The 21791-nt window shown below is 63.1% G+C and carries 18 protein-coding genes; all 18 read left to right on the forward strand.

Going from position 1 to position 21791, the window contains the following annotated elements:
• Nucleotides 1-4 precede the first annotated feature (4 nt).
• The 18 genes from nuoH (at nucleotide 5) to R5N89_RS04360 (ending at nucleotide 21326) form a co-directional block, all read left to right on the forward strand.
• Nucleotides 5-1027, forward strand: coding sequence for an NADH-quinone oxidoreductase subunit NuoH (gene nuoH / locus R5N89_RS04275; RefSeq protein ID WP_110568821.1), 1023 nt, complete (start codon nucleotides 5-7; stop codon nucleotides 1025-1027).
• Nucleotides 1027-1515 carry an NADH-quinone oxidoreductase subunit NuoI gene (gene nuoI / locus R5N89_RS04280; RefSeq protein ID WP_078524402.1) on the forward strand — a complete coding sequence of 163 codons (489 nt, stop codon included), beginning with the start codon at nucleotides 1027-1029 and terminating at the stop codon, nucleotides 1513-1515. Before nuoH ends, nuoI begins: the two co-directional genes overlap by 1 nt.
• Before the next feature lie 78 nt (nucleotides 1516-1593).
• On the forward strand, nucleotides 1594-2367 hold the full coding sequence (locus tag R5N89_RS04285) for an NADH-quinone oxidoreductase subunit J (RefSeq protein ID WP_110568819.1): 774 nt from the start codon (nucleotides 1594-1596) through the stop codon (nucleotides 2365-2367).
• Nucleotides 2360-2683 carry an NADH-quinone oxidoreductase subunit NuoK gene (gene nuoK / locus R5N89_RS04290; protein WP_078524400.1) on the forward strand — a complete coding sequence of 108 codons (324 nt, stop codon included), beginning with the start codon at nucleotides 2360-2362 and terminating at the stop codon, nucleotides 2681-2683. The genes R5N89_RS04285 and nuoK overlap by 8 nt, the downstream gene beginning before the upstream one ends.
• 5 nt (nucleotides 2684-2688) lie before the next feature.
• Nucleotides 2689-4626, forward strand: a complete 1938-nt coding sequence (nuoL, locus tag R5N89_RS04295; protein WP_110568817.1) for an NADH-quinone oxidoreductase subunit L — start codon at nucleotides 2689-2691, stop codon at nucleotides 4624-4626.
• A gap of 25 nt (nucleotides 4627-4651) precedes the next feature.
• Nucleotides 4652-6076 carry an NADH-quinone oxidoreductase subunit NuoN gene (gene nuoN, locus R5N89_RS04300; protein WP_110568815.1) on the forward strand — a complete coding sequence of 475 codons (1425 nt, stop codon included), beginning with the start codon at nucleotides 4652-4654 and terminating at the stop codon, nucleotides 6074-6076.
• A 33-nt stretch (nucleotides 6077-6109) separates the two neighbouring features.
• Complete coding sequence (locus tag R5N89_RS04305; protein ID WP_244192148.1) at nucleotides 6110-6871, forward strand: biotin--[acetyl-CoA-carboxylase] ligase; 762 nt, start codon at nucleotides 6110-6112, stop codon at nucleotides 6869-6871.
• 298 nt (nucleotides 6872-7169) lie between these two features.
• Entirely contained in the window at nucleotides 7170-8813 is a 1644-nt protein-coding gene (locus tag R5N89_RS04310; RefSeq protein WP_110568811.1) for a ribonuclease J, read from the forward strand.
• A gap of 307 nt (nucleotides 8814-9120) precedes the next feature.
• Nucleotides 9121-10443, forward strand: a complete 1323-nt coding sequence (gene proS / locus R5N89_RS04315; protein ID WP_110568809.1) for a proline--tRNA ligase — start codon at nucleotides 9121-9123, stop codon at nucleotides 10441-10443.
• 2 nt (nucleotides 10444-10445) lie between these two features.
• Nucleotides 10446-11690: a lipoprotein-releasing ABC transporter permease subunit gene (locus R5N89_RS04320; RefSeq protein WP_110568807.1), complete on the forward strand. Its 1245-nt coding sequence runs from the start codon at nucleotides 10446-10448 to the stop codon at nucleotides 11688-11690.
• A complete protein-coding gene (locus R5N89_RS04325) occupies nucleotides 11683-12384 on the forward strand; it encodes an ABC transporter ATP-binding protein (RefSeq protein ID WP_110568805.1) in 702 nt (233 codons plus the stop codon). The genes R5N89_RS04320 and R5N89_RS04325 overlap by 8 nt, the downstream gene beginning before the upstream one ends.
• A 119-nt stretch (nucleotides 12385-12503) precedes the next feature.
• Nucleotides 12504-12986 carry a hypothetical protein gene (locus R5N89_RS04330; protein ID WP_110568803.1) on the forward strand — a complete coding sequence of 161 codons (483 nt, stop codon included), beginning with the start codon at nucleotides 12504-12506 and terminating at the stop codon, nucleotides 12984-12986.
• 182 nt (nucleotides 12987-13168) lie between these two features.
• Nucleotides 13169-16603 (forward strand): DNA polymerase III subunit alpha, encoded by a 3435-nt coding sequence (gene dnaE / locus R5N89_RS04335; RefSeq protein WP_110568801.1) that lies wholly within the window; start codon nucleotides 13169-13171, stop codon nucleotides 16601-16603.
• A gap of 79 nt (nucleotides 16604-16682) precedes the next feature.
• Nucleotides 16683-17069: a hypothetical protein gene (locus R5N89_RS04340; RefSeq protein ID WP_354680699.1), complete on the forward strand. Its 387-nt coding sequence runs from the start codon at nucleotides 16683-16685 to the stop codon at nucleotides 17067-17069.
• Nucleotides 17070-17256: 187 nt separating this feature from the next.
• Nucleotides 17257-18426, forward strand: coding sequence for a homoserine O-acetyltransferase (locus R5N89_RS04345; protein WP_110568797.1), 1170 nt, complete (start codon nucleotides 17257-17259; stop codon nucleotides 18424-18426).
• A 2-nt stretch (nucleotides 18427-18428) separates the two neighbouring features.
• Nucleotides 18429-19043 carry a methionine biosynthesis protein MetW gene (metW, locus tag R5N89_RS04350; protein ID WP_078524387.1) on the forward strand — a complete coding sequence of 205 codons (615 nt, stop codon included), beginning with the start codon at nucleotides 18429-18431 and terminating at the stop codon, nucleotides 19041-19043.
• Nucleotides 19044-19068: 25 nt separating this feature from the next.
• The gene (locus R5N89_RS04355; RefSeq protein ID WP_110568795.1) at nucleotides 19069-19680 is read left to right on the forward strand and encodes a nitroreductase family protein; all 612 of its coding nucleotides are present in this window, start codon (nucleotides 19069-19071) and stop codon (nucleotides 19678-19680) included.
• A gap of 308 nt (nucleotides 19681-19988) precedes the next feature.
• Complete coding sequence (locus tag R5N89_RS04360) at nucleotides 19989-21326, forward strand: DEAD/DEAH box helicase (RefSeq protein WP_110568792.1); 1338 nt, start codon at nucleotides 19989-19991, stop codon at nucleotides 21324-21326.
• Nucleotides 21327-21791 lie beyond the last annotated feature (465 nt).

The raw sequence follows: 21791 nt of genomic DNA on the forward strand, positions 1-21791 counted from the left end.
GGACATGGCGGATTTCTTCTTTCACACCACGCTTGGCCAGATTTTGCTGATCGTGCTGGAATCCCTTGCGGTGCTCGTGCCGCTGCTGCTTGGCGTGGCCTACCTTACGCTGGCCGAGCGCAAGGTGATGGCCGCGATGCAGCTGCGCAAGGGGCCAAACGTGAACGGCCCGTTCGGCGTGCTGCAGGCGTTTGCCGATGCCATCAAGATGCTGACCAAGGAGACGGTCATCCCATCAGGCGCCAACCGGATGCTGTTCCTGTTCGCGCCGTTCCTGACCTTTTCGCTGGCCATGATCGCGTGGGCGGTCATTCCCACCGGCAACGGGCTGGCCATTGCCAACATCAATGTGGGCATCCTCTACCTGCTGGCCATCTCGTCGCTCGGTGTTTACGGCATGCTCATCGCGGGGTGGGCGTCGAACTCCAAATACGCCTTCCTCGGTGGGCTGCGGTCGGCGGCGCAGATGGTGTCGTATGAAGTGTCCATCGGGCTGGTGATCGTGTCGGTACTGCTGGCGGTGGGCAGCCTCAACCTCAACGACATCGTGCTGGCGCAGCGCCATGTATGGTTCTGCCTGCCCATGTTCCCGATGTTCATCGTGTTCTTCATCTCGGCGCTGGCCGAGACCAACCGCGCGCCGTTTGATCTGCCCGAGGGCGAGAGCGAACTGGTGGCAGGCTTCTTTGTGGAATATTCAGCGCTCGCCTTCGGCCTGTTCTTTCTGGGTGAATACGCGAACATGTTCCTCATGTCCGGCATGGTCAGCATCCTGTTTCTGGGTGGCTGGCTGCCGCCGCTGGCCATCGCGCCCTTTACATGGATACCGGGGCCCCTGTGGCTGATCGCCAAGATCCTGTTCTGCCTGTTCGTGTTCATCTGGGTGCGCGCGACATTTCCCCGCTACCGCTACGACCAGTTGATGCGACTGGGCTGGAAGGTGTTCCTGCCGTTCTCGCTGGCATGGATGGTGCTGACGGCGGGGTTCCTGATGGTAACGGGCCTTCTGCCCGGAGGAGCAGGCTGATGAATGCATTGACCAAAGCCGCCCGTTCCATGCTGCTCGCCGAGCTTGCGGCTGGCATGGGGGCAACGCTGAAGGCGTTTTTCAAGCCCAAGGCCACGATCAACTACCCCTACGAGAAAGGCGTGCTCTCGCCGCGCTTTCGGGGTGAGCACGCGCTGCGCCGCTACCCCAATGGGGAGGAACGCTGCATTGCGTGCAAGCTGTGCGAGGCGACGTGCCCGGCCGAGGCGATCACCATCGAGGCCGAACCGCGCGATGACGGCTCGCGCCGCACCACGCGTTATGACATCGACATGACCAAATGCATCTATTGCGGCCTGTGCGAGGAAGCCTGCCCGGTCGATGCGATTGTCGAAGGGCCGAATTATGAGTTCGCGACCGAAACCCGCGAAGAACTGATGTACGACAAGAACAAGCTGCTGGCCAATGGCGACCGCTGGGAAAGCGTGCTGGCCCGCAGGCTCGAGCTTGATGCCCCGTACCGCTGACAGCGCCCGGCCGCCCCGGCGCGTGCCGGGGCGGCGGAGCCAGCAGGAGGAAACATCCATGCGGCAGGAAACCTACCCATGATGACCCAGATTGTCTTTTACGTTTTTGCTGCGGTTCTGGTCCTGTCCGCCACCATGGTGGTGAGCGCGCGCAACCCCGTGCATTCGGTGCTGTTCCTGATCCTTGCCTTCTTTAACGCAGCAGGTCTGTTCCTGATTGCAGGCGCCGAGTTCCTGGCGATGACGCTGGTCATTGTCTATGTCGGCGCGGTGGCGGTGCTGTTCCTGTTCGTGGTCATGATGCTTGATGTCAACTTCACGCAGATGCGCGAAGGGGTGCAGCGTTACGCGCCCGTTGGCGGGGTTGTGGGCGGCGTGCTGCTGGTTGAATTGCTCATGGCGTTCATGAACTGGCGGGCGGCAACCAATATCGGGCAGATCGTGCATCTGGTGCCCTCATCACCCACGCGCACCAACACGGCGGCGCTCGGTGATGTGATCTATACGCACTACATCTTCCTGTTCCAGACCTGCGCGCTGGTGCTGCTCGTGGCCATGATCGGGGCCATCGTGCTCACCCTGCGCGAGCGGCCGACAGGACGACGGCAGAACATTGACCGCCAGCATGACCGTGCGGCTGCTGATTCACTTGAAATGCTGCAGGTGCCGCTTGGCGCGGGCGTTGATGCCCAGGGCGGGTTCCTGCGCCCGCATGAAAGCTACGACATCGCTGCCGTGCCCGGCACCTATGGCACCGAGGCCTGGCGCGTGGCCGAAGCACGCGAAACAACCGGCACCGCGCTGGTGGTGACAACGCCTGCGACTGGCACGAAAGGAGAGGGCGATGAATAGCCCGATTGAGGCCATCGGCCTGACACCCTACCTCAGCATTGGCGCGATTTTGCTGGTGCTTGGCGTGTTCGGCATTTTTCTCAACCGCAAGAATGTCATCATCATCCTGATGTCGATCGAACTGATCCTGCTTTCGGCCAACATCAATTTCGTGGCGTTCTCGGCTGCTACCGGCGACCTGTCGGGGCAGGTGATGACCCTGTTCGTGCTGACCATCGCGGCGGCGGAATCCGCCATCGGGCTGGCTATTGTCACGGTATATTTCCGTAATCGCGGCTCGATTGAAGTCGACGATATTACGATGATGAAGGGGTAAGGAACATGCAGGCGGCATCCTTCCTTTTTGAAGTCGCGGTTTTCGCGCCCCTGATCGGGTTTCTCCTCGCCGGTGGCTTTGGCCATCTGATGGGCGATGGTGCTGCGCGCTTTACCACCATTGCCCTCATGCTGTGCGCGGCCCTGTCCGCCATTGGCGTGCTGGGCTTCGAGATGGGGGGCGTGAACCCGATTGTCGTGCCGGTGGCCGACTGGATCCATGCGGCAGGCTTTACGGCCGACTGGCAACTGCGCATGGACATGCTCTCGGTCAGCGTGGTGGCCATGGTCACGACCGTGTCGCTGCTGGTGCATGTGTACAGCGTGGGCTACATGGCGCATGAGGCGCAGCCGGTTTACCGCTTCTTCTCCTATCTCTCGCTGTTTACCTTCGCCATGCTCATGCTGGTCACGTCGGACAACCTGCTCCAGCTCTTCTTTGGCTGGGAAGGGGTGGGACTGGCGAGCTACCTGCTGATCGGCTACTGGTATGACCGCCCTGCCGCCTGTGCGGCGGCCATCAAGGCGTTCGTGGTCAACCGTATTGCCGACCTGTTCTTTCTTGTCGGCATCTCGCTCATCTACATCCGGCTGGGCAGCGTGTCGTATGATGCGATCTTTGCCGCCATTCCCTACCATGTGCATGACACGTTCCAGCTTTTCGGCACGCATCCGCTGCTGGAGGTGATCGCGACCCTGCTGTTCATCGGGGCCATGGGCAAGTCGGCGCAACTGTTCCTGCACACCTGGCTGCCCGATGCGATGGAGGGGCCAACCCCGGTTTCCGCCCTGATCCACGCGGCCACCATGGTCACGGCGGGTGTGTTCCTGATGGTGCGCATGTCGCCGCTGGTGGAACTCGCACCCGTAACCCGCGACCTGATTATCCTGATCGGTGGCACGACCAGTTTCTTTGCCGCAACCGTGGGGCTGGTGCAGCCTGACATCAAGCGCACCATTGCCTATTCCACCTGCTCGCAGCTTGGCTACATGTTCGTGGCTGTTGGCGTGGGGGCGTATCAGGCCTCGATGTTCCACCTCACCACGCATGCCTTCTTCAAGGCGCTGCTGTTCCTTGGGGCTGGCTGCGTGATCCATGCCGTGCATGACGAGCAGGACATGTTCCGCATGGGCGGTCTGTGGCGCAAGATTCCCTATACCTATGCCGCCATGTGGATTGGCAGTCTTGCGCTGGCCGGTATCTTTCCGTTCGCGGGCTACTGGTCGAAGGATGCCATTCTGGAGGCCGCATGGATGTCGGGTTCCTCCATGGGCCATTATGGCTGGATGATGGGCTGCATCACCGCGTTCCTTACCGCGCTATATAGCTGGCGGCTGATCTTCCTGGTGTTTCATGGCAAACCGCGTGAGGTGCACCTGCATGAGGGCGCGCATGAAAGCCCGCCTTCCATGATGGTGCCGCTTGTGGTGCTGTCGGTCGGCGCCGTGCTGGCGGGCGTTGTGCTGGCGCCGTTCTATGTGGGTGCCAACCAGGTCGGGTTCTGGGGCGGGGCGATTGCCAGCCTGCCGGGGCATGACATCATGGAGCGCCTTGAGCAGACACCGGGCCTGATTGCGCTGGTGCCAACCTTCGCTGCCATTGCGGGCATTGCGGTGGCCTATCTGTGCTACATCGCAAGCCCCGGCATTCCGGCAGCACTGGCCCGCAGCCTGCGCCCGCTTTACCTGTTCCTGCTCAACAAATGGTATTTTGATGAGGTGTATGACGCCGTGTTCGTGCGCCCCTATCGCGCCCTGGCGCGGCTGTTGTGGAAGGGTGCTGACGAAGGTGTTGTCGAAGCCATACCCGAAGGGCTGGCCAGACTGACCGCAGGCAGTGCCGGGCAGGCCGTGCGGGTGCAGACCGGGTCGATGGCGGTCTATGCCTTTTCCATGCTGATCGGGCTGGTGGTGCTGCTGACCACCATCCTGTTCGCCCGCTAACCCCAGGGATGTCAGGGTCAAACCAATGAACTGGACACTTGCTCTGCCCGAAATCGTGCTGGCCCTGTCCGGGCTGGTCATCCTGCTGGCCGGGGTGATGCAAAAGCGCGGTCAGGCTTTCTTTTCATGCACCATGATGACGCTGTTCGCCCTGGTGGTGACGGCGGCGCTGGTGGTGCTCTCGCCCGATGGCACGGGTTACAGCCATGTCTTCATCAATGATGACTTCGCGCGCTTCATGAAGGTGCTGGCGCTGGCCGGGGCCGCGCTCTCGCTGGTGCTGGGCATCGGTTATGCGCGGGAGATGGAAATCGACAAATTCGAGTTCCCCGTGCTGGTGCTGTTCTCGACGCTGGGCGCCATGATCATGGCATCGTCCGGCAACCTCATGACGCTGTTCGTGGGGCTGGAGCTTTCCTCGCTGTCCATCTACATCCTGTGCGCGTTTGCGCGCGATCAGGTCACGGCGGCGGAGGCGGGGCTGAAATACTTCGTGCTGGGGTCGCTGGCCTCGGGCATCCTGCTCTATGGCATCTCGCTGGCCTATGGCTTTGCAGGCACGCTGGACTATGCCGGGTTGCAGCAGGCGGTGCGTGGCAGCGCCGTGTTGCCTGCGGGGCTTATGGTAGGCATCGTGTTCGTGCTGGTGGGGCTGTGCTTCAAGCTGTCCATGGTGCCGTTTCATATGTGGACGCCCGATGTGTACCAGGGCGCGCCCACCTCGGTCACGGCCTATATGGCGGGCGCGCCCAAGATTGCGGCGTTTGCCGTGCTGCTGCGGGTCATGGCGGGGCCGTTCGGCTCCATGGCGCACCAGTGGCAGCTGCTGATCGAGGTGGTCTCGGCGGCGTCGATGGTGTTTGGCGCGCTGGCCGCCATTCCGCAGGGCAATATCAAGCGGCTCATGGCATATTCCTCCATCGGGCATATGGGTTACGCCATGATCGGCCTTGCGGCAGGCACGGCGGAGGGCACGCGTGGCACGCTGGTCTATCTGGTGACGTATCTGTTCATGAACGTGGGCGCGTTCGCGGGCATCGTGGCCATGCGGCGCAAGGGGCGCGCGGTCAGCCGCATCAGCGACCTTGCGGGGCTGGGCCGCAGCGACCCGGGCATGGCGCTGGCCATGGCGGTGTTCATGTTCTCCATGGCGGGCGCACCCCCGCTGGCCGGGTTCTTTGGCAAGCTGATGGTGTTCTATGCCGCGATCAACGCGCAGCTTTACGGGCTGGCGGCAATCGGTATCATCAGTAGCGTGATCGGGGCGTATTATTATATACGCATCGTCAAGATCATGTTTTTCGATGCCGCCGCCCCGGCGCTTGATCGCGCGCCGGTTTCGGTCTCGTTCGTTTCCGTTGGCATGGGGCTGGTGACGGTATTCTTCATCGTGGCGCTCGGCCCGGTCGCCACGGCGGCGCAGGCGGCGGCTGGCGCATTGTTCAGGTAGTTCATGACCCATAGCCCCTCTGCCTTTCGCACCATGAGCGTTCCCCGCGGCGGGGGGCAGGCATGGCAGTTGCAGGTGCATGACAGGCTCGGCTCCACATCCGACCTGTGCAAGGACATGCTGGCGGCAGGGCAGGGACGCGACGGGCTTGCGGTAATGGCGCTTGAACAGACAGCCGGGCGCGGCAGCCGGGGGCGCGAGTGGCGTGATCCGGGTGGCAATCTGGCGCTGTCGGTCATGCTGGTGGGGCAGGGGGCTGGAGTGCCGGTAGGGCTATGGCCGTTCATCGCGGGTCTTGCGCTGCATGAGGCCGTGGCGGGTTTTTTGCCCGAACCGAACGCGCTGGAACTCAAATGGCCCAATGACCTGCTGCTGCACGGGCGCAAGATGGCGGGCATCCTGATCGAGACCGGGGCCGGTGAGGCAGGGCCATGGCAGGTGATCGGCATGGGGGCCAACCTCAGCGCGGCCCCGCGCATAGAAGGCCGCGAACTGGCCTGCCTGGCCGAATGCGGCGTTGCGGTCAGCCCGACCGACATGGCGCGTGCCGTTTTGCAGGCACTCGATGGATGGCTGGAATGTTATGCGGCGCAGGGTTTTGGCGCCATACGCATGGCGTGGCTGGCCCGCGCCCACCCTCCGGGCACGAAACTGCGGGTGGTGGCGGGCAACCAGGCCTTCAGCGGCACGTTTGCAGGACTGGCGGAGGACGGAATCCTGCTGCTCGACACGCCTGCAGGCCCCCGGCAGGTGGTGACGGGCGAGGTGCTGATGGCGGGTGGCAGGCAAGAATAATCCGCCCCGATTGCGGAAAGAGATTTAAGTCAGCGGGATTACATGATAATCCCTTGCAGGAATTCATCGTGCGTCGTTTTGTTTCGGTGCGGTGTCGAACGCCATTTTCCGGGCGGGAAATGCGCTGGTTCCACCGCCTGCATCAGGTCGCGCACACTGCCAGCTACTGGCGAGAGAACGGAATCTTGGCCCTGATCGGGCTGACAACAGGACAGGCAAACCGGCACGGAACAGGCGTTCCGGGCCCTTTCTTCAAACGCATCTTCCAACCCATGATATCTTGTAACAGGACTTTTTAATGAATGACATGACAGGCGTTTCTTTCCTTCCGCTAGGCGGAACCGGCGAAATTGGCATGAACCTCAACCTCTACCGCCAGGGCGACACGTGGCTGGCGGTGGATTGTGGCATCGGCTTCAGTGGCAATGACACGCCCGAGGCCGAGATCATCCTGCCCGACCCCGTGTTCATTGCCGAGCGCCGCAAGGCGCTTGCAGGCCTGGTGGTGACCCATGCGCATGAGGACCATCTCGGCGCGATCGCCCATCTGTGGCCGCAGCTTGGCTGCCCGGTCTATGTCACGCCGTTTGCTGCAGCCGTGCTGCGCCGCAAGCTGGGCGAGGCGGGGCTTGTGCAGCAGGTGCCCCTTCATGTGATCGCGCCCGGTGGCGCGTTCAACGTGGGGCCGTTTGACCTGCGCTTTATTTCGGTCACGCATTCCGTGCCGGAATCACAGTCGCTGGTGCTGCGCACGCCGCAGGGCATCATCATCCACACCGGTGACTGGAAGATCGACCCCGACCCGCAGGTGGGCCCGCCGACCGATCTTGAAACCTTTGCAGCCCTTGGCCGCGAGGGCGTGCTGGCCATGGTGTGCGACAGCACCAACGTGCGCACCGAAGGGCCTTCCGCCTCGGAAGCCGATGTGCGGCGCGAGATGACCCGCCTCATCGCCTCGCTTGAAGGGCGCATTGCCGTCACCTGCTTCGCGAGTAACGTGGCGCGGGTGGAAACGCTGGCCAAGGCGGCGCAGGCCGCGGGCCGCCGCGTGGCCGTGGTGGGCCGCAGCCTGCGCAACCTTGAGGTTGCGGCGCGTGAATGTGGCTACCTGTCCGATGTGCCGAACTTCCTGTCCGAGCAGGATGCCAATTCGGTGCCCGACAACCAGATCATGCTGATCGTGACCGGCAGCCAGGGCGAGCCGCGCTCGGCCCTGTCGCGCATCGCGTCCGACACGCACCCCAACATCTCGCTTGGCGAGGGGGATACGGTCATCTACAGCAGCCGCATGATTCCCGGTAACGAGCAGGCCGTCATCCAGGTGCAGGACAACCTGACCCGGCGCGGCGTGCATGTCATTACCGACAAGGACCACCTCGTGCATGTGTCCGGCCATGCCACGGGCGGCGACGTGCGCAAGCTGTATGACCTCGTGCGCCCGCGCTTCCTCATTCCCGTGCATGGCGAGTGGCGTCACCTGACCGCCAATGCCGCCATTGCGCAGGAACTCAACATCGAGCCGGTGCTGCTTGAGGATGGCGATATTCTCGACATCCGCAGCGACGGGGTGGAAGTTGGCGATACCGCGCCCACCGGGCGGCTGGTGCTTGATGGCGGCCGAATCCTGCCCATGAATGGTGGCGTGTTGTCGGCGCGGCGGCGCATGCTGTTCAACGGCATGGTGCTGGGCAGCTTCGCGGTGGATGATGAAGGCTACCTGATTGGCGACCCCAAAGTGAGCGCCCCCGGCCTGCTCGATGCCGAAGACCCCGAGACCGTGCGCGTGACGGAAGAATTCGGCAATGCGCTGGATGAAATTCCCGATGAACTGCGCGAGAACGACACCACCTTCCGCGAGGCCGCCAAGACCGCGCTGCGCCGCGCGCTGGGCCGCAAGCTGCAGAAACGCCCGCTGGTGGATGTGCACCTGCTGCGCGTCTGAACCCGCGCCACATAACGGTGCAAATATTTATGGCAGGGAACGGATGGACCGTTTCCTGCCATTTTTTTGGTACGTTTTCCCTAAACCCGGCGGCTTTCGTGCAACCCGATTTGTGTGGGCACCATACGCCCGCAAGGCCTGCGGGGCCATGCCTGCTCACGCGGATGTTTACGGCCACGCGGGCCTGTTCCATCACGCTTGAGTGTAATGTGAGGGCAGGCTGCGCACATGCCCCATTCCACGGGCGTTGTGATTGGTCTAGGGTCCGCAGCATTATCGGTTCTCATACGTCAAGGTTCATACGGATATGCGTCTGTCCCGCAGTTTTCTGCCGACTCTTAAGGAAAATCCGGCCGAGGCCCAGATCACCTCGCACCGGCTCATGCTGCGCGCGGGCATGATTCGCCAGACATCGGCCGGCATCTATGCCTGGCTGCCCGCCGGGCTGCGCGTGCTCGAGAACATCGCCGGTATCGTGCGTGATGAGCAGGATGCCGCGGGCGCGCAGGAAGTGCTGATGCCCACCATGCAGTCCGCCGAGTTGTGGAAGCGTTCGGGTCGGTATGATGATTATGGCCCCGAGATGCTGCGCATCCGCGATCGCCACGAGCGCGACATGCTGTTCGGCCCGACCAATGAGGAAATGATTACCGATATCTTCGGTCAGGTGGTCAAGTCCTACAAGGAACTGCCGCAGGTTCTCTACCAGATCCAGTGGAAGTTCCGCGACGAGGTGCGCCCCCGCTTTGGCGTGATGCGTGGCCGCGAGTTCTATATGAAGGACGGCTACAGCTTCGACCTTGATACGGCCTCGGCGGTCGATACCTATCGCCGCATGATGCTGGCCTATCTGCGCACCTTCCAGCGTCTTGGCGTGCGGGCCATCCCCATGCGGGCCGATACCGGGCCGATTGGCGGCGAGCTGAGCCATGAATTCCTCATCCTTGCCCCCACGGGCGAGAGCGGCGTGTTCTTTGACAGCGCGCTCGAGGATCAGGACTGGCTGGCTGAGAACGTGGATATCAATGACCGCGCCTCGCTGGAAAAATTCTTCACGCGCATGACCTCGTTTTATGCCGCGACCGACGAGATGCATGACAAGAAGGCGTGGGCCGAAGTGCCTGCCGACCGCCAGCGCGAGGGGCGTGGCATCGAGGTGGGGCATATCTTCAACTTCGGGCGCAAATACACCCAGTCGATGGATATTGCGGTCAGCGGCCCCGATGGCGCGCCGCTCTACCCCGAGATGGGCTCCTACGGCATTGGCGTCTCGCGTCTCGTGGCCGCCATCATCGAGGCCAGCCACGATGAAAACGGCATCATCTGGCCGGAATCGGTCGCCCCCTTCAAGGCGGTCATCATCAACCTCAAGAATGGCGACGCTCAGTGCGACGCGCTGTGCGACCAGCTTTACGGTGCAGCCCCCAAGGCCCTGCTGTATGATGACCGCGCCGAGCGTGCGGGCGCCAAGTTTGCCGATGCTGACCTGATGGGCCACCCGTGGCAGCTGATCGTGGGCCCGCGCGGGGCGAAGGAAGGCAAGGTGGAGGTCAAGAACCGCCGCACCGGCGAGCGCACCGAGGAAACGCTGGAAGGCGCGTTGGCCCTTATTGCCAAACTGCAGGGCTGAGCATGTTCGGTCCCTTCGAGCGGATGATCGCCGGGCGCTACCTGCGGGCCCGGCGGGGGGAACGGTTCGTTTCCATCATCGCGATCTTTTCGCTGGTCGGGATCGCACTTGGCGTTGCCACGCTGATTATCGTGATGTCGGTCATGAACGGGTTCAAGGCTGACCTGCTTGGTCGCATCCTTGGCCTTAATGGCGATCTGAGCGTGTATGGCCTGAGCCGCACCATCAGCGATTATGATGCCGTGGCGGGCCGCGTGCGCGGCGTGCCGGGCGTGGTTTCGGCAGCACCTCTGGTTGAATCGCAGGTGCTGCTCAATTCGGGCAGCTACAACGCGGGCGGCCTGGTGCGCGGCATGGCGCGGGCCGACCTGGTAGGCCTGCATGAGGTCAGTGACAACCTTGTGGCAGGCAGCCTTGATGACTTTGGCGGTGATGACACGATCATCGTCGGCACCACGCTGGCCGAGCGGGCAGGGCTGACCGTGGGCGGCAGGCTCACCCTTGTCTCGCCACAGGGGGCGGCCACCGCATTCGGCACCATGCCGCGCGTGCGCGCCTATCGCGTGGTGGCGATCTTTGATGCAGGCGTGAGTGACTATAATTCCAGCTACGTGTTCCTGCCGCTTCATGCCGCCCAGGTCTATTTCCAGCTGCCGGGGCAGGTGACGCAGGTGCAGGTGATGACGAAGGACGCGGAAAACGTCATCCCCATCCGCACGGCGATTGAAAAGGCGATGGATGGCGAAGTGCGCGTGATGGACTGGACCCAGAGCAACAACGCCTTCTTTGGCGCGGTGCAGGTGGAGCAGAACGTAATGTTCCTGATCCTGACGCTCATCATCCTTGTCGCCGCCTTCAACGTCATTTCCTCGCTCATCATGATGGTCAAGGACAAGAGCGCCGATATTGCCGTGCTGCGCACGCTCGGTGCCACGCGGGGCGCGATCATGCGCATCTTCCTCATGTGCGGGGCCTCGGTGGGGGTGACGGGCACGTTTGTCGGCACCGGACTGGGCATCGTGTTCTGCCTCAACATCGAGCGGATCCGCCAGTTGCTCCAGCGCATGACCGGCACCGACCTGTTCAATGCCGAGGTGTATTACCTTGAGCACCTGCCCGCCAAGCTGGTGTGGTCGCAGGTGATCGAGGTGATTGGCATGGCGCTGGTGCTCTCGCTGCTGGCAACACTCTACCCCTCATGGCGGGCGGCGAGGACTGACCCTGTGGAGGCCCTGCGCCATGAATGACACCGTAAACACCGCCCCGCCGCTGCGTCTTGATGGCGTGGTGCGCCGCTATATCAGCGGCGAGGAAACGCTTGAGGTTCTGAGCGGGGCTGACCTGACGCTGCGCGGCGGCGAGATCGTGGCGCTTGTGGCCCCCTCAGGCACCGGCAAGTCGACCCTGCTGCATGTGGCGGGCCTGCTGGAAAAACCCGATGAAGGCTGTGTGCTGCTGGCAGGGCAGGATGCGGGGGCGCTGCCGGATGGCGGGCGCACGGAGCTACGGCGCGACCGGATCGGGTTTGTCTATCAGTTCCATCATCTGCTGGCCGAGTTCACCGCGCGTGAGAATGTCATGATCCCGCAGATGATTGCAGGCGTGCCACGCAAACAGGCGCGGGCGCGGGCGGATGAACTGCTGGGCGATTTTGGCCTGGCGCACCGGCTGGATCACCTGCCGGGCAAGCTTTCAGGCGGCGAGAAGCAGCGCGTGGCCATTGCCCGCGCGCTGGCCAACCGCCCGCATGTGCTGCTGGCCGATGAGCCAACCGGCAACCTTGATGTCAATACATCCGATGCCGTGTTTGACGCCCTGCTCGTCACCGTGCGCGCCCATGGCGTGGCGGCCCTGATCGCGACCCATAACATGGACCTTGCCCGCCGCATGGACCGCATCGTGACCCTGCGGGATGGAAAGGTGGTGCCGGTGGAGGGGTGATCTCCTTGTGCCCGGAAACACAGGACCGATAGGCGTGCAGGCCCGTGCCGTAAGCAGTGACCGCATGCGCGATGCGGTTCGTGGTATCACGATGGTCGGGAAAAGAACGGGGGGAGGGTATGAGTTATTTTGAACGATACAGACATCTTCATATCGAACTGTTTGGCCGTGACGAGAACAACCTGCCGCTGAAGTGGATCAGATGCTACGATACGGACAAGCCGGGCATCTATGATGACTGTTTCCTGATCGACTGGAACGGTTCCATACGGGCGCATGCGATCTGGTATGAAGATAACAACCTTGCCATTCAGCAACATACGGCGCTTTCATTCACCACGCATGTGGATGACCTGTTTCTTCATATGAAGAAAATGCATGAACAGGCACAGTTTTTTGTTTTCACAAATGAATATGTGCTGCAGCACAACCTGTTCAGGCTTGAAGGCACACCACCTTTTGCAAAAGAGCCGGGACTGGATATCAACCACATTGTAAAATTCATGCAGAAAAAGAAAAAGCGCGAAGAACAGGAAACCATCGAGAATAAAGCCAGGCTCTCGATGATGAATTTCATTCACCGGATTACAACGCTTTTCTGACAGGACGGCGCATGGCCCGTCCTGATCCCGACCCTGCCAGCACCATGACAGGGCACAAGAATACGTAGGCCCGCGCCCCGGTTATTCTGCCTGCCAGGAAGGTCAGGCACATGCCACCTTCGCCGCTTTGCGGTCACGTCAAGGGAGTGCACATCGTGCCCCGAGTGCGGTAGACTGGCTGCATGTCCCATGCCGATTTTGTCCATCTGCGCGTCCACTCCGCCTATTCCCTGAGCCAGGGGGCCATCCGCGTGCCTGAACTGGTGGCGCTGGCGCATGACATGCGCATGCCCGCCGTTGCCATAACCGATACGGGCAACATGTTTGGCGCGCTCGAATTTTCACAGTATTGCGGCAAGAAAGGCGTGCAGCCCATCATCGGCTGCCAGCTCGCACTCCCGTCGCGTAGCGACAAGCCCGGCATGCCCGCCGAGCCACTGGTGCTGCTGGCCCGCAACCCGGAGGGGCTGGCCAACCTGCAGTTCCTGTCCTCGGCCGGGTTCTTGCAGCACGAAACGGATGAGCCAACCGTAACACTCGACCAGCTATGCGAACGCGCGGGCGGGCTGTTCCTGCTTACCGGCGGCAGTCGTGGCCCGCTGTTTCACATGTTGGCCGAAGGGCAGGAGAAAGAGGCCGCCCGTTTCATGGACCGCCTGCAGGAGGCCTATGGCAGCCACATGGCGGTCGAACTGCACCGCCACGGGCAGGCGGCCGAGCGCGCGGTGGAGCCGGGCATGATCGCCATGGCCGACCGCATGGGCCTGCCGCTGGTCGCCACCAATGAGTGTTTCTTCCCCCGGCCAGACATGTACGAGGCGCATGACGCACTGCTGTGCATTGCCCAGGGCCGCACCATGGCCGAGCGTGAGCGCTGGCGCGTTACCCCCGAGCACTGGTTCAAGCCGCCGGAGGTGATGCGCGAACTCTTTGCCGACCTGCCCGAAGCCTGCGACAACACGCTCGAGATCGCGCGCTGCTGCGCAGTGCAGGTGGAAACGCGCAAGCCGCTTCTGCCCATGTGCCCCAAGGTGCAGCCCGGCAAGACCGAGGATGAAACCCTGCGCAACATGGCCATCACCGGCCTGAAAAACCGCCTGTCGCGCATGAGCGTGGATGACGACACGCGCACGAAATACGAGGAACGTCTGGCGTTCGAGCTCGATATTATCGCGCAGATGGGATTTCCCGGCTACTTCATGATCGTGGCCGACTTCATCCAGTGGGCCAAGGCGCATGACATCCCCGTGGGGCCGGGGCGTGGTTCGGGGGCAGGCTCGCTCGCGGCGTGGGCGCTGACCATTACCGATATTGACCCCATTCCCTTCAACCTGCTGTTCGAGCGCTTCCTCAATCCCGAGCGCGTGTCGATGCCGGATTTTGACATCGATTTCTGTCAGGACCGGCGCGATGAGGTCATCAGCTACGTCCGCACCGAATACGGCCCGGACCGCGTGGCCCAGATCATCACATTCGGTAAGCTGCAGGCGCGTGCCGCCGTGCGTGACGTGGGGCGCGTGCTTGGCCTGCCGTTTGGCATGGTCAACCGCGTGGCCGAACTCATCCCCAACAACCCCGCCCAGCCGGTAACACTGAAGCAGGCGATCGAGGGCGAGCCGCGCCTGCAGGAAATGCGCGACGAGGACGAGGCCATCCGCCGCCTGCTGGAAATTGGCCAGCAGCTTGAAGGCCTGTTCCGCCACGCCAGCACGCATGCCGCAGGCGTTGTGATTGGTGACCGCGAGCTTGTGGAACTGGTGCCGCTTTATCGCGACCCCAAGAGCGAGATGCTGGTCACGCAGTATAACATGAAGTTCGTGGAGCAGGCGGGGCTGGTCAAATTCGACTTCCTTGGCCTGACCACGCTCACCATCTTGCAACGCGCGGTGCAGTTCCTGCATGGCATGGGCATCGAGGTCGATCTGTCCGCCCTGCCGCTGGATGACGAACTGACTTACGACATGCTGGCGCGCGGCGATACGGCGGGCGTGTTCCAGTTTGAAGGCGCTGGCATGCGCGACGTGCTCAAGCAGATGCGCCCGACCCGGCTCGAAGACCTGATCGCCGCCGTGGCCCTGTATCGTCCCGGCCCGATGGCCAACATCCCCGATTACTGCAGGCGCAAGCACGGCGAGGCGTGGGAGCCGCCGCACGAGGAAATCCGCGACATTCTTGAAGAGACCTACGGCATCATGGTCTATCAGGAACAGGTCATGCAGATTGCCCAGAAGATGGCGGGCTACAGCCTTGGCGGGGCCGACCTGCTGCGCCGCGCCATGGGTAAGAAGATCCGCGCCGAGATGGACCGCCAGCGCGAGATCTTTACCGAAGGGGCGATGAAACGCGGCATCGAGCGCGACAAGGCCGCCGAGGTGTTCGACCTCATGGCCAAGTTTGCCGATTATGGCTTTAACAAATCACATGCCGCAGCCTACGCGCTCGTGTCGTACCAGACCGCGTGGATGAAGGCGAACCACCCCGTGGCCTTTATTGCCGCGTGCATGTCGCTGGCGCGGGAAAAGACCGACAAGCTGGCCGGCCTGCGGCAGGAAGCCGACCGGCTGGGCATTCCGCTGCTGCCACCCGACATCAACGCATCGGGCGCCGACTTTACGGTGGAAAAACTGCCCGATGGCGAGACCTACGGCATCCGCTACGCGCTGGCGGCGATAAAAAAGGTAGGGCTGGGGGCCATGCAGTCGCTCGTGGCGGTGCGCGGCAACAGACCCTTTACCGACCTTGAGGATCTCGCCGCCCGCCTTGACCCCAGACAGGTCAACAAGATGCAGCTTGAAAACCTGGCCCGCGCGGGTGCGTTCGACACCATCCTGCCCAATCGCGCGCAGGCCTGCGGGGCGGCCGAAACCGTCATGCGCCGCGCGCAGGCTAACGCTCAGGAGGCGGCGAGCGGGCAGATCGGCCTGTTTGGTGGCGGCAGTGGCGCACCGGCGCAGCGCGAGCCGCTGCGCATGCCGCGCTGTGCGGACTGGCCGGAATTCGAGCGGCTGAACATGGAGGCCGATGCCATCGGCTTTCACCTGACCGGGCACCCGCTGGATTCTTACGGCCCGCTCATGCGCAGGCTCGGCGCGATCCGCGCCACGGGGCTGGAGGCGGCGGCGCAGGCCGGGATCGGGCGGGTCAAGATCGCGGGCTGCGTGGTGGACCGCAAGGAACGCCCCACGCGCACGGGCAACAAGATGGCGTGGGTGCGCCTGTCAGATGCATCGGGCGGGTGCGAGGTCACGTTCTTTTCGGAGGTGCTGTCGCGCGCGCGCGAAATTCTGGTGGCGGGTAATGCCGTGGTGGTCACTGCCGACCTCAAGCTGGAAGGCGAGGCGCTGCGCATTACCGCATCCGACGTGATGGAACTCGAACAGGCCGCGGCGGAAGCGGCAGCCGAACTGCGTATCTGGTTCGATCAGGCCGAGGCCATCGAGCCGATCCGCGATGTGCTGCTTGGCCATGGCAGCGGGCGTGGACGGGTGATCCTGATGCCATCGCTCGCGGCCACGCAGGATGTGGAACTGACCCTGGCCGAGCGCTACCGCGTGACCCCGCGCGTGGCGCAGATGATCAAGGCCATTGAAGGCGTGGGCAAGGTCGAGCAGTTCTAGGGGCGGATGCGCAAGGACGCCATCCGGCCCGCAGTGCGCAAGGCAGTGTGCCAGTATGGAAGAAAAACGCATAAAGACAATGCTGCCAGATGGCACGATCAGGGCAACATCCATACGGATTTTTGCTAAGGAGGGGGCCGGGCTGATTGAACTGCCGTTACCGGACGGCACGCTCAGGCGATATGAAGCGGTTGATATCTGGACCGCTTTCCGGGCCATGTGGAATGAGATGGAACACGGCGGGGTGCGCCTGCTGTGTGCCGGTGCACGGCGTGATGCCACCATATCGGGCATGGCCAGAAGCATGTGTGGCGGCCGCAAGGCCTATATCGTGCACAAGGGGCAGGCCGCCCGTGTCGCGGATCTGGTGGATATATTTGACCATGCTGAACCCATGCAGGTGGGAACGGCCCGCCAGCAGCGTGATTTTATCAGGGACTGGCACAAGAGTTTTCGCACTGACTGATCATGGAAAGGTTTCTGGTGACGCTTTTTCAGTGAACGGATGATGTTCCATGCCCGCATGCGTTGCAGGCGGCTATGGCGTGCCGCGTTCACGCCTGCGTATGAATCTTGCATGGGCAGGGCGGCGGTGTCATACGCAGGGGCTGCCATTTTTTTATCATTCCTGTTCATGCAACGCCGGATACAGAATGGACAACGCCATTCCCGCCACCAGCCTGTCGCACCAGAGCGTAACCTTTGCCGAGGGCCTGCCGCTTGACTGTGGCTTCCATCTCGCACCCGTTGACGTGGCGTACCGCACCTATGGCACGCTCTCGCCCGCGCGCGATAACGCCATCGTGGTGTGTCATGCGCTGACGGGCGACCAGTACGTGGCCGACCCGCATCCGCTCACCGGCAAGCCCGGCTGGTGGAGCCGCATGGTCGGGCCCGGCCTGCCGATCGATACCGACCGCTTCTTTGTCATCTGCTGCAACGTGCTTGGCGGCTGCATGGGCACGACCGGGCCGCGCAGCCCGCGCGTGCTGCCCGATGGCATGCAGGAGCCGTGGGGCACGGATTTTCCCCCCATCACCATCCGCGACATGGTGCGTGCGCAGAAGCTGCTCGTTGACCATATGGGCATTACCCGCCTGCTGGCCGTGGTTGGTGGCTCGATGGGCGGCATGCAGGTGCTCGAATGGGCCGCCACCTACCCCGAATGTGTGTTCGCGGCCATGCCCATTGCCACGTCGCCGTTCCATTCCGCCCAGAACATCGCGTTCAACGAGGTCAGCCGTCAGGCCATCTTCGCTGACCCGCAATGGCATGGCGGGCGGTACTGGGAATGTGGAGAGATCCCGGCGCGCGGGCTGGCGGTGGCGCGGATGATGGCGCACATCACCTATCTTTCCGAGGCCGCGCTGACCCGCAAGTTCGGCCGCCGCGTGCGCCATGAGCCGGGTAAGGGCGGGGCAGGGGCGCCGGGCTCGCTGTTTGGCGAGATGTTCGAGGTGGAAAGCTACCTGCGCCACCAGGGCTCGACCTTCGTGCGGCGGTTTGATGCCAATTCCTACCTCACCATCACCCGCGCCATGGATTATTTCGACCTCGGCGCCGAGCATGATGGCGATATGTCGCACCCGTTTGCGGGCACGCGCACGCGGTTTTGCATCGTATCGTTTTCATCCGACTGGCTGTTCCCCACCTCGCAGTCGCGGCTACTGGCGCGCGCGCTGAACCGGGTGGCGGCCAACGTGTCGTTTGTCGAGATCGAGAGCGACAAGGGCCATGATGCCTTTTTGCTTGATGAGCCGGATTTTGACCGTACCATCCGTGGTTTCCTGTGTGGAGCCGCCGAACATGCCGGGATTGCCTGACCATGCGCCTTGACCAGCGACTCATCGCCGGCATGATCCGCCCCCGCACCCGCGTGCTCGACGTGGGCAGCGGCGATGGCGCGCTGCTCGACTACCTGTTCCGCAATAGCGGCTGCGACGCGCGTGGCATCGAGATCGACATGAAGGAAGTGACCCGCTCGGTCGCCCACGGCCTGCCGGTCATGCATGGCGATGCGGATCATGACCTGGCCCATTACCCCGATAACGCCTTTGACTACGTGGTGCTGCAGCGCACGCTCCAGGCCGTCGAGCGCCCGCGCGAGGTGCTGCGCCAGATGTTGCGCATCGGGCGGTATGCCATCGTCTCCTTCCCCAATTTTGGCCACTGGCGGCTGCGCCTGCAACTGCTCACGCGCGGGCGCATGCCCATGACCAGCGTGTGGAGCAGGCCGTGGTACGACACACCCAATATCCACCCATGCACCATTCTCGACTTTTTGACGCTGTGCCGAGACGAGGGTTATGGTGTGCAGCAATGGATGGCCGTTGATGAAGACGGCGAGCGCGCACCGTGGCGGCGCTCGATCCGGCTGGCCAACCTGTTTGGCGAACAGGCGCTGTTCCTGCTGCGGCGCAAGGACGGCCCACGCCCCTGACGCGCCACGAGGGGGAGACCCGACCATGGACACACTCGCAGCCATTCGCACCCGGCGCGCCATCCGCGCCTATGACCCCGACCACCGGATCAGCGATGCCGAGTTGCGCAGCCTGCTCTCGGCGGCCCGCATGGCGCCCTCGGCGTTCAATGTCCAGCACTGCCGGTTCGTGGTGGTGAAAGACCCGGCCCTGCGGCGTGAACTGCGCAAGGTGGCGTGGGACCAGCCGCACGTGACCGACGCCTCGGTGCTGATCGTGCTGTGCGCCGACCGCGATGCGTGGAAGGAAGACCCCGCCCGCTACTTCAATGGCGCGCCCGATGCGGTCAGGCAGCAGATGGCAGCGAAGATCACCAGCTATTACGAAGGCCGCGAATGGGTGCAGCAGGACGAGACCATGCGCAGCTGCGGCCTTGCCGCCCAGACGCTCATGCTCGCCGCCACCGCCATGGGCTACCAGTCCTGCCCGATGGATGGCTTTGATTATGAGGCCGTGGGCAAACTGATCAACCTGCCGCCCAACCATGTGGTGGCGATGTTCGTGGTGATCGGCAGGGGCACGCAGGAGGCGCGCGCCCGTGTGGGCAAGCTGCCTGACAGCGAAGTCATCCTGACCGACCGCTTTCCCCCGCGCTGAAGCCGGGGGCAGGGGGGCGCATTAAAAGCTTGCGGTCGGGCCCGCAACGCGATAGAGCATCACGCTTGGGAACGGACCGCGCCTGTTCCCCGTGCTGGCTAGGATTGCACGTGTCCTTGACGCGGGGGACACGACCATAAGCAGACTGGACCGGCCTTTATTCCTTACATGATATCCTTGCGACGACAGAACGAACGTCCCCATGCATATGGGGTCCGGTTCCGGATTCATCTGTCGGTTCGCCACCCGGGCATGCAGCGCCGCCAAAGGGTCGCTGCCCCGTTTTTTTGCGCCAGGAGGCGCCATTCATGACAACGACGTTTGCCGATCTTCATCTTGCAGAGCCCCTGCTGCGGGCACTGGACGAGGAAGGCTACGCCACGCCCACCCCCATCCAGGCCGGCGCCATTCCCTACCTGCTGGAAGGGCGCGACCTGCTGGGTCTGGCCCAGACCGGCACGGGCAAGACCGCGGCCTTCGCGCTGCCCATCCTTGACCGTCTTTTCCGCGAGAAGGGCCGTGCCCACCCCAAGGGCGCGCGCGCCCTGGTGCTGGCCCCCACGCGCGAGCTGGCCTCCCAGATCGGGGAAAGCTTTGCATCCTATGCCCGCCACATGCGCTTCAGCCACGCTGTCGTGTTCGGTGGCGTGGGGCAGGGCCGCCAGATCGAGGCGCTGCGTCGTGGCGTGGACGTGCTCGTGGCCGCCCCCGGCCGCCTGCTTGACCTGATGGGTCAGGGCCATGTCGATCTGTCCGGCCTTGAAGTGCTGGTGCTTGATGAAGCCGACCGCATGCTCGACATGGGCTTCGTGCGCGATATCCGCAAGATTGTCGCAGCCCTGCCCACCGACCGCCAGACCCTGCTGTTCTCGGCCACCATGCCCAAGACCATATCGGACCTGGCGCACGGCCTGCTGCGCGACCCGGCCACGGTGCAGGTCACCCCGCCGTCCAGCACGGTGGACCGCATCCGTCAGGCCGTGATGTTTGTCGATACCGGCAACAAGCGCGAGGCGCTGAAGCTGCTGGTGGACTCGCCCAAGGTCGAGCGCGCCGTGGTGTTCACGCTGATGAAGCATGAGGCCAACAAGGTCGCGACCTTCCTCAACGAGCACGGCATCACCGCCGAGGCCATTCACGGCAACAAGTCGCAGGGTGCGCGTGAGCGCGCCATGTCAGGCTTCCGTTCGGGCAATGTGAAGGTGCTGGTGGCGACCGATATCGCGGCCCGCGGCATTGACGTGGATGACGTGACCCACGTGTTCAACTACGACCTGCCCAACGTGCCCGAGAGCTATGTGCACCGCATCGGGCGTACGGCGCGCGCGGGGCGTGAAGGCTGGGCGGTCTCGCTGTGCGATGCCGAGCAGCGCGCCTGGCTGCGTGATATTGAAAAGAATATCGGCAAGAAGATCCCCGTGGTGTCCGAGCATCCGTACCATTCGGAAACCGCCGAGAACTCGACCATGCGCCCGCCCGTGCTCGGTGGCGGCGGTCGTGGTCGTGGCGGCGGCGGTGGCCGCCCCGGTGGTGGTCGCCCCGGTGGCGGCGGTCGTCCTGCCGGTGGCGGTCGCCCGCCCGCCGGTGGCCGGGGTGGTCGCCCCGGTGGCAACCGCTCCGGTGGCGGTGGCCGCCGCGCAGTCTGACCCGGCCATGGCCCGCCTTGCGCATGCAGGTGGGCCACGGCACCCGGCATGATTGAAAAAAGGCGCCTGGCCTCTGGTCGGGCGCCTTTTTGCATGGGTTGTTGCAGGCTGGATAAAGTATTTTTATGAATTAATTGATGCTATATCATTTAATAAAATTATAAATAGGGCCTGATATAAAATGTATTCTGCAGGTTGCAATATTTATACTGGCAAAATAAACAGCGCGGCGTATCTGTGCCATCCGATTGTGAAATAAGTGAAAAAACCGGATAATATCTTGCAGTGATGGGGGCTGCTCATTTACTGTTCCGGCTCGTTAAGAAAAGCCTAACAGACACATTCTTTTTTTGTGGAGCCATCGATTATAGGGAACAGGGCGCAGCCGTAGCACGATGGGCAACCTGTTGCCCGCAGGGGCTTCTGGCGCGCCCTTGGGCGTGCATATACGTATTGTAGAGCTTT

It is taken from the genome of Komagataeibacter sucrofermentans DSM 15973, assembly GCF_040581405.1.
GTDB lineage: Bacteria > Pseudomonadota > Alphaproteobacteria > Acetobacterales > Acetobacteraceae > Komagataeibacter > Komagataeibacter sucrofermentans.

Bases quoted from the DNA above. Each gene is read 5' to 3' on its own strand.
- nuoH (WP_110568821.1), top strand. From the start codon at position 5: ATGGCGGATTTCTTCTTTCACACCACGCTTGGCCAGATTTTGCTGATC.
- nuoI (WP_078524402.1), top strand. From the start codon at position 1,027: ATGAATGCATTGACCAAAGCCGCCCGTTCCATGCTGCTCGCCGAGCTT.
- R5N89_RS04285 (WP_110568819.1), top strand. From the start codon at position 1,594: ATGATGACCCAGATTGTCTTTTACGTTTTTGCTGCGGTTCTGGTCCTG.
- nuoK (WP_078524400.1), top strand. From the start codon at position 2,360: ATGAATAGCCCGATTGAGGCCATCGGCCTGACACCCTACCTCAGCATT.
- nuoL (WP_110568817.1), top strand. From the start codon at position 2,689: ATGCAGGCGGCATCCTTCCTTTTTGAAGTCGCGGTTTTCGCGCCCCTG.
- nuoN (WP_110568815.1), top strand. From the start codon at position 4,652: ATGAACTGGACACTTGCTCTGCCCGAAATCGTGCTGGCCCTGTCCGGG.
- R5N89_RS04305 (WP_244192148.1), top strand. From the start codon at position 6,110: ATGAGCGTTCCCCGCGGCGGGGGGCAGGCATGGCAGTTGCAGGTGCAT.
- R5N89_RS04310 (WP_110568811.1), top strand. From the start codon at position 7,170: ATGAATGACATGACAGGCGTTTCTTTCCTTCCGCTAGGCGGAACCGGC.
- proS (WP_110568809.1), top strand. From the start codon at position 9,121: ATGCGTCTGTCCCGCAGTTTTCTGCCGACTCTTAAGGAAAATCCGGCC.
- R5N89_RS04320 (WP_110568807.1), top strand. From the start codon at position 10,446: ATGTTCGGTCCCTTCGAGCGGATGATCGCCGGGCGCTACCTGCGGGCC.
- R5N89_RS04325 (WP_110568805.1), top strand. From the start codon at position 11,683: ATGAATGACACCGTAAACACCGCCCCGCCGCTGCGTCTTGATGGCGTG.
- R5N89_RS04330 (WP_110568803.1), top strand. From the start codon at position 12,504: ATGAGTTATTTTGAACGATACAGACATCTTCATATCGAACTGTTTGGC.
- dnaE (WP_110568801.1), top strand. From the start codon at position 13,169: ATGTCCCATGCCGATTTTGTCCATCTGCGCGTCCACTCCGCCTATTCC.
- R5N89_RS04340 (WP_354680699.1), top strand. From the start codon at position 16,683: ATGCTGCCAGATGGCACGATCAGGGCAACATCCATACGGATTTTTGCT.
- R5N89_RS04345 (WP_110568797.1), top strand. From the start codon at position 17,257: ATGGACAACGCCATTCCCGCCACCAGCCTGTCGCACCAGAGCGTAACC.
- metW (WP_078524387.1), top strand. From the start codon at position 18,429: ATGCGCCTTGACCAGCGACTCATCGCCGGCATGATCCGCCCCCGCACC.
- R5N89_RS04355 (WP_110568795.1), top strand. From the start codon at position 19,069: ATGGACACACTCGCAGCCATTCGCACCCGGCGCGCCATCCGCGCCTAT.
- R5N89_RS04360 (WP_110568792.1), top strand. From the start codon at position 19,989: ATGACAACGACGTTTGCCGATCTTCATCTTGCAGAGCCCCTGCTGCGG.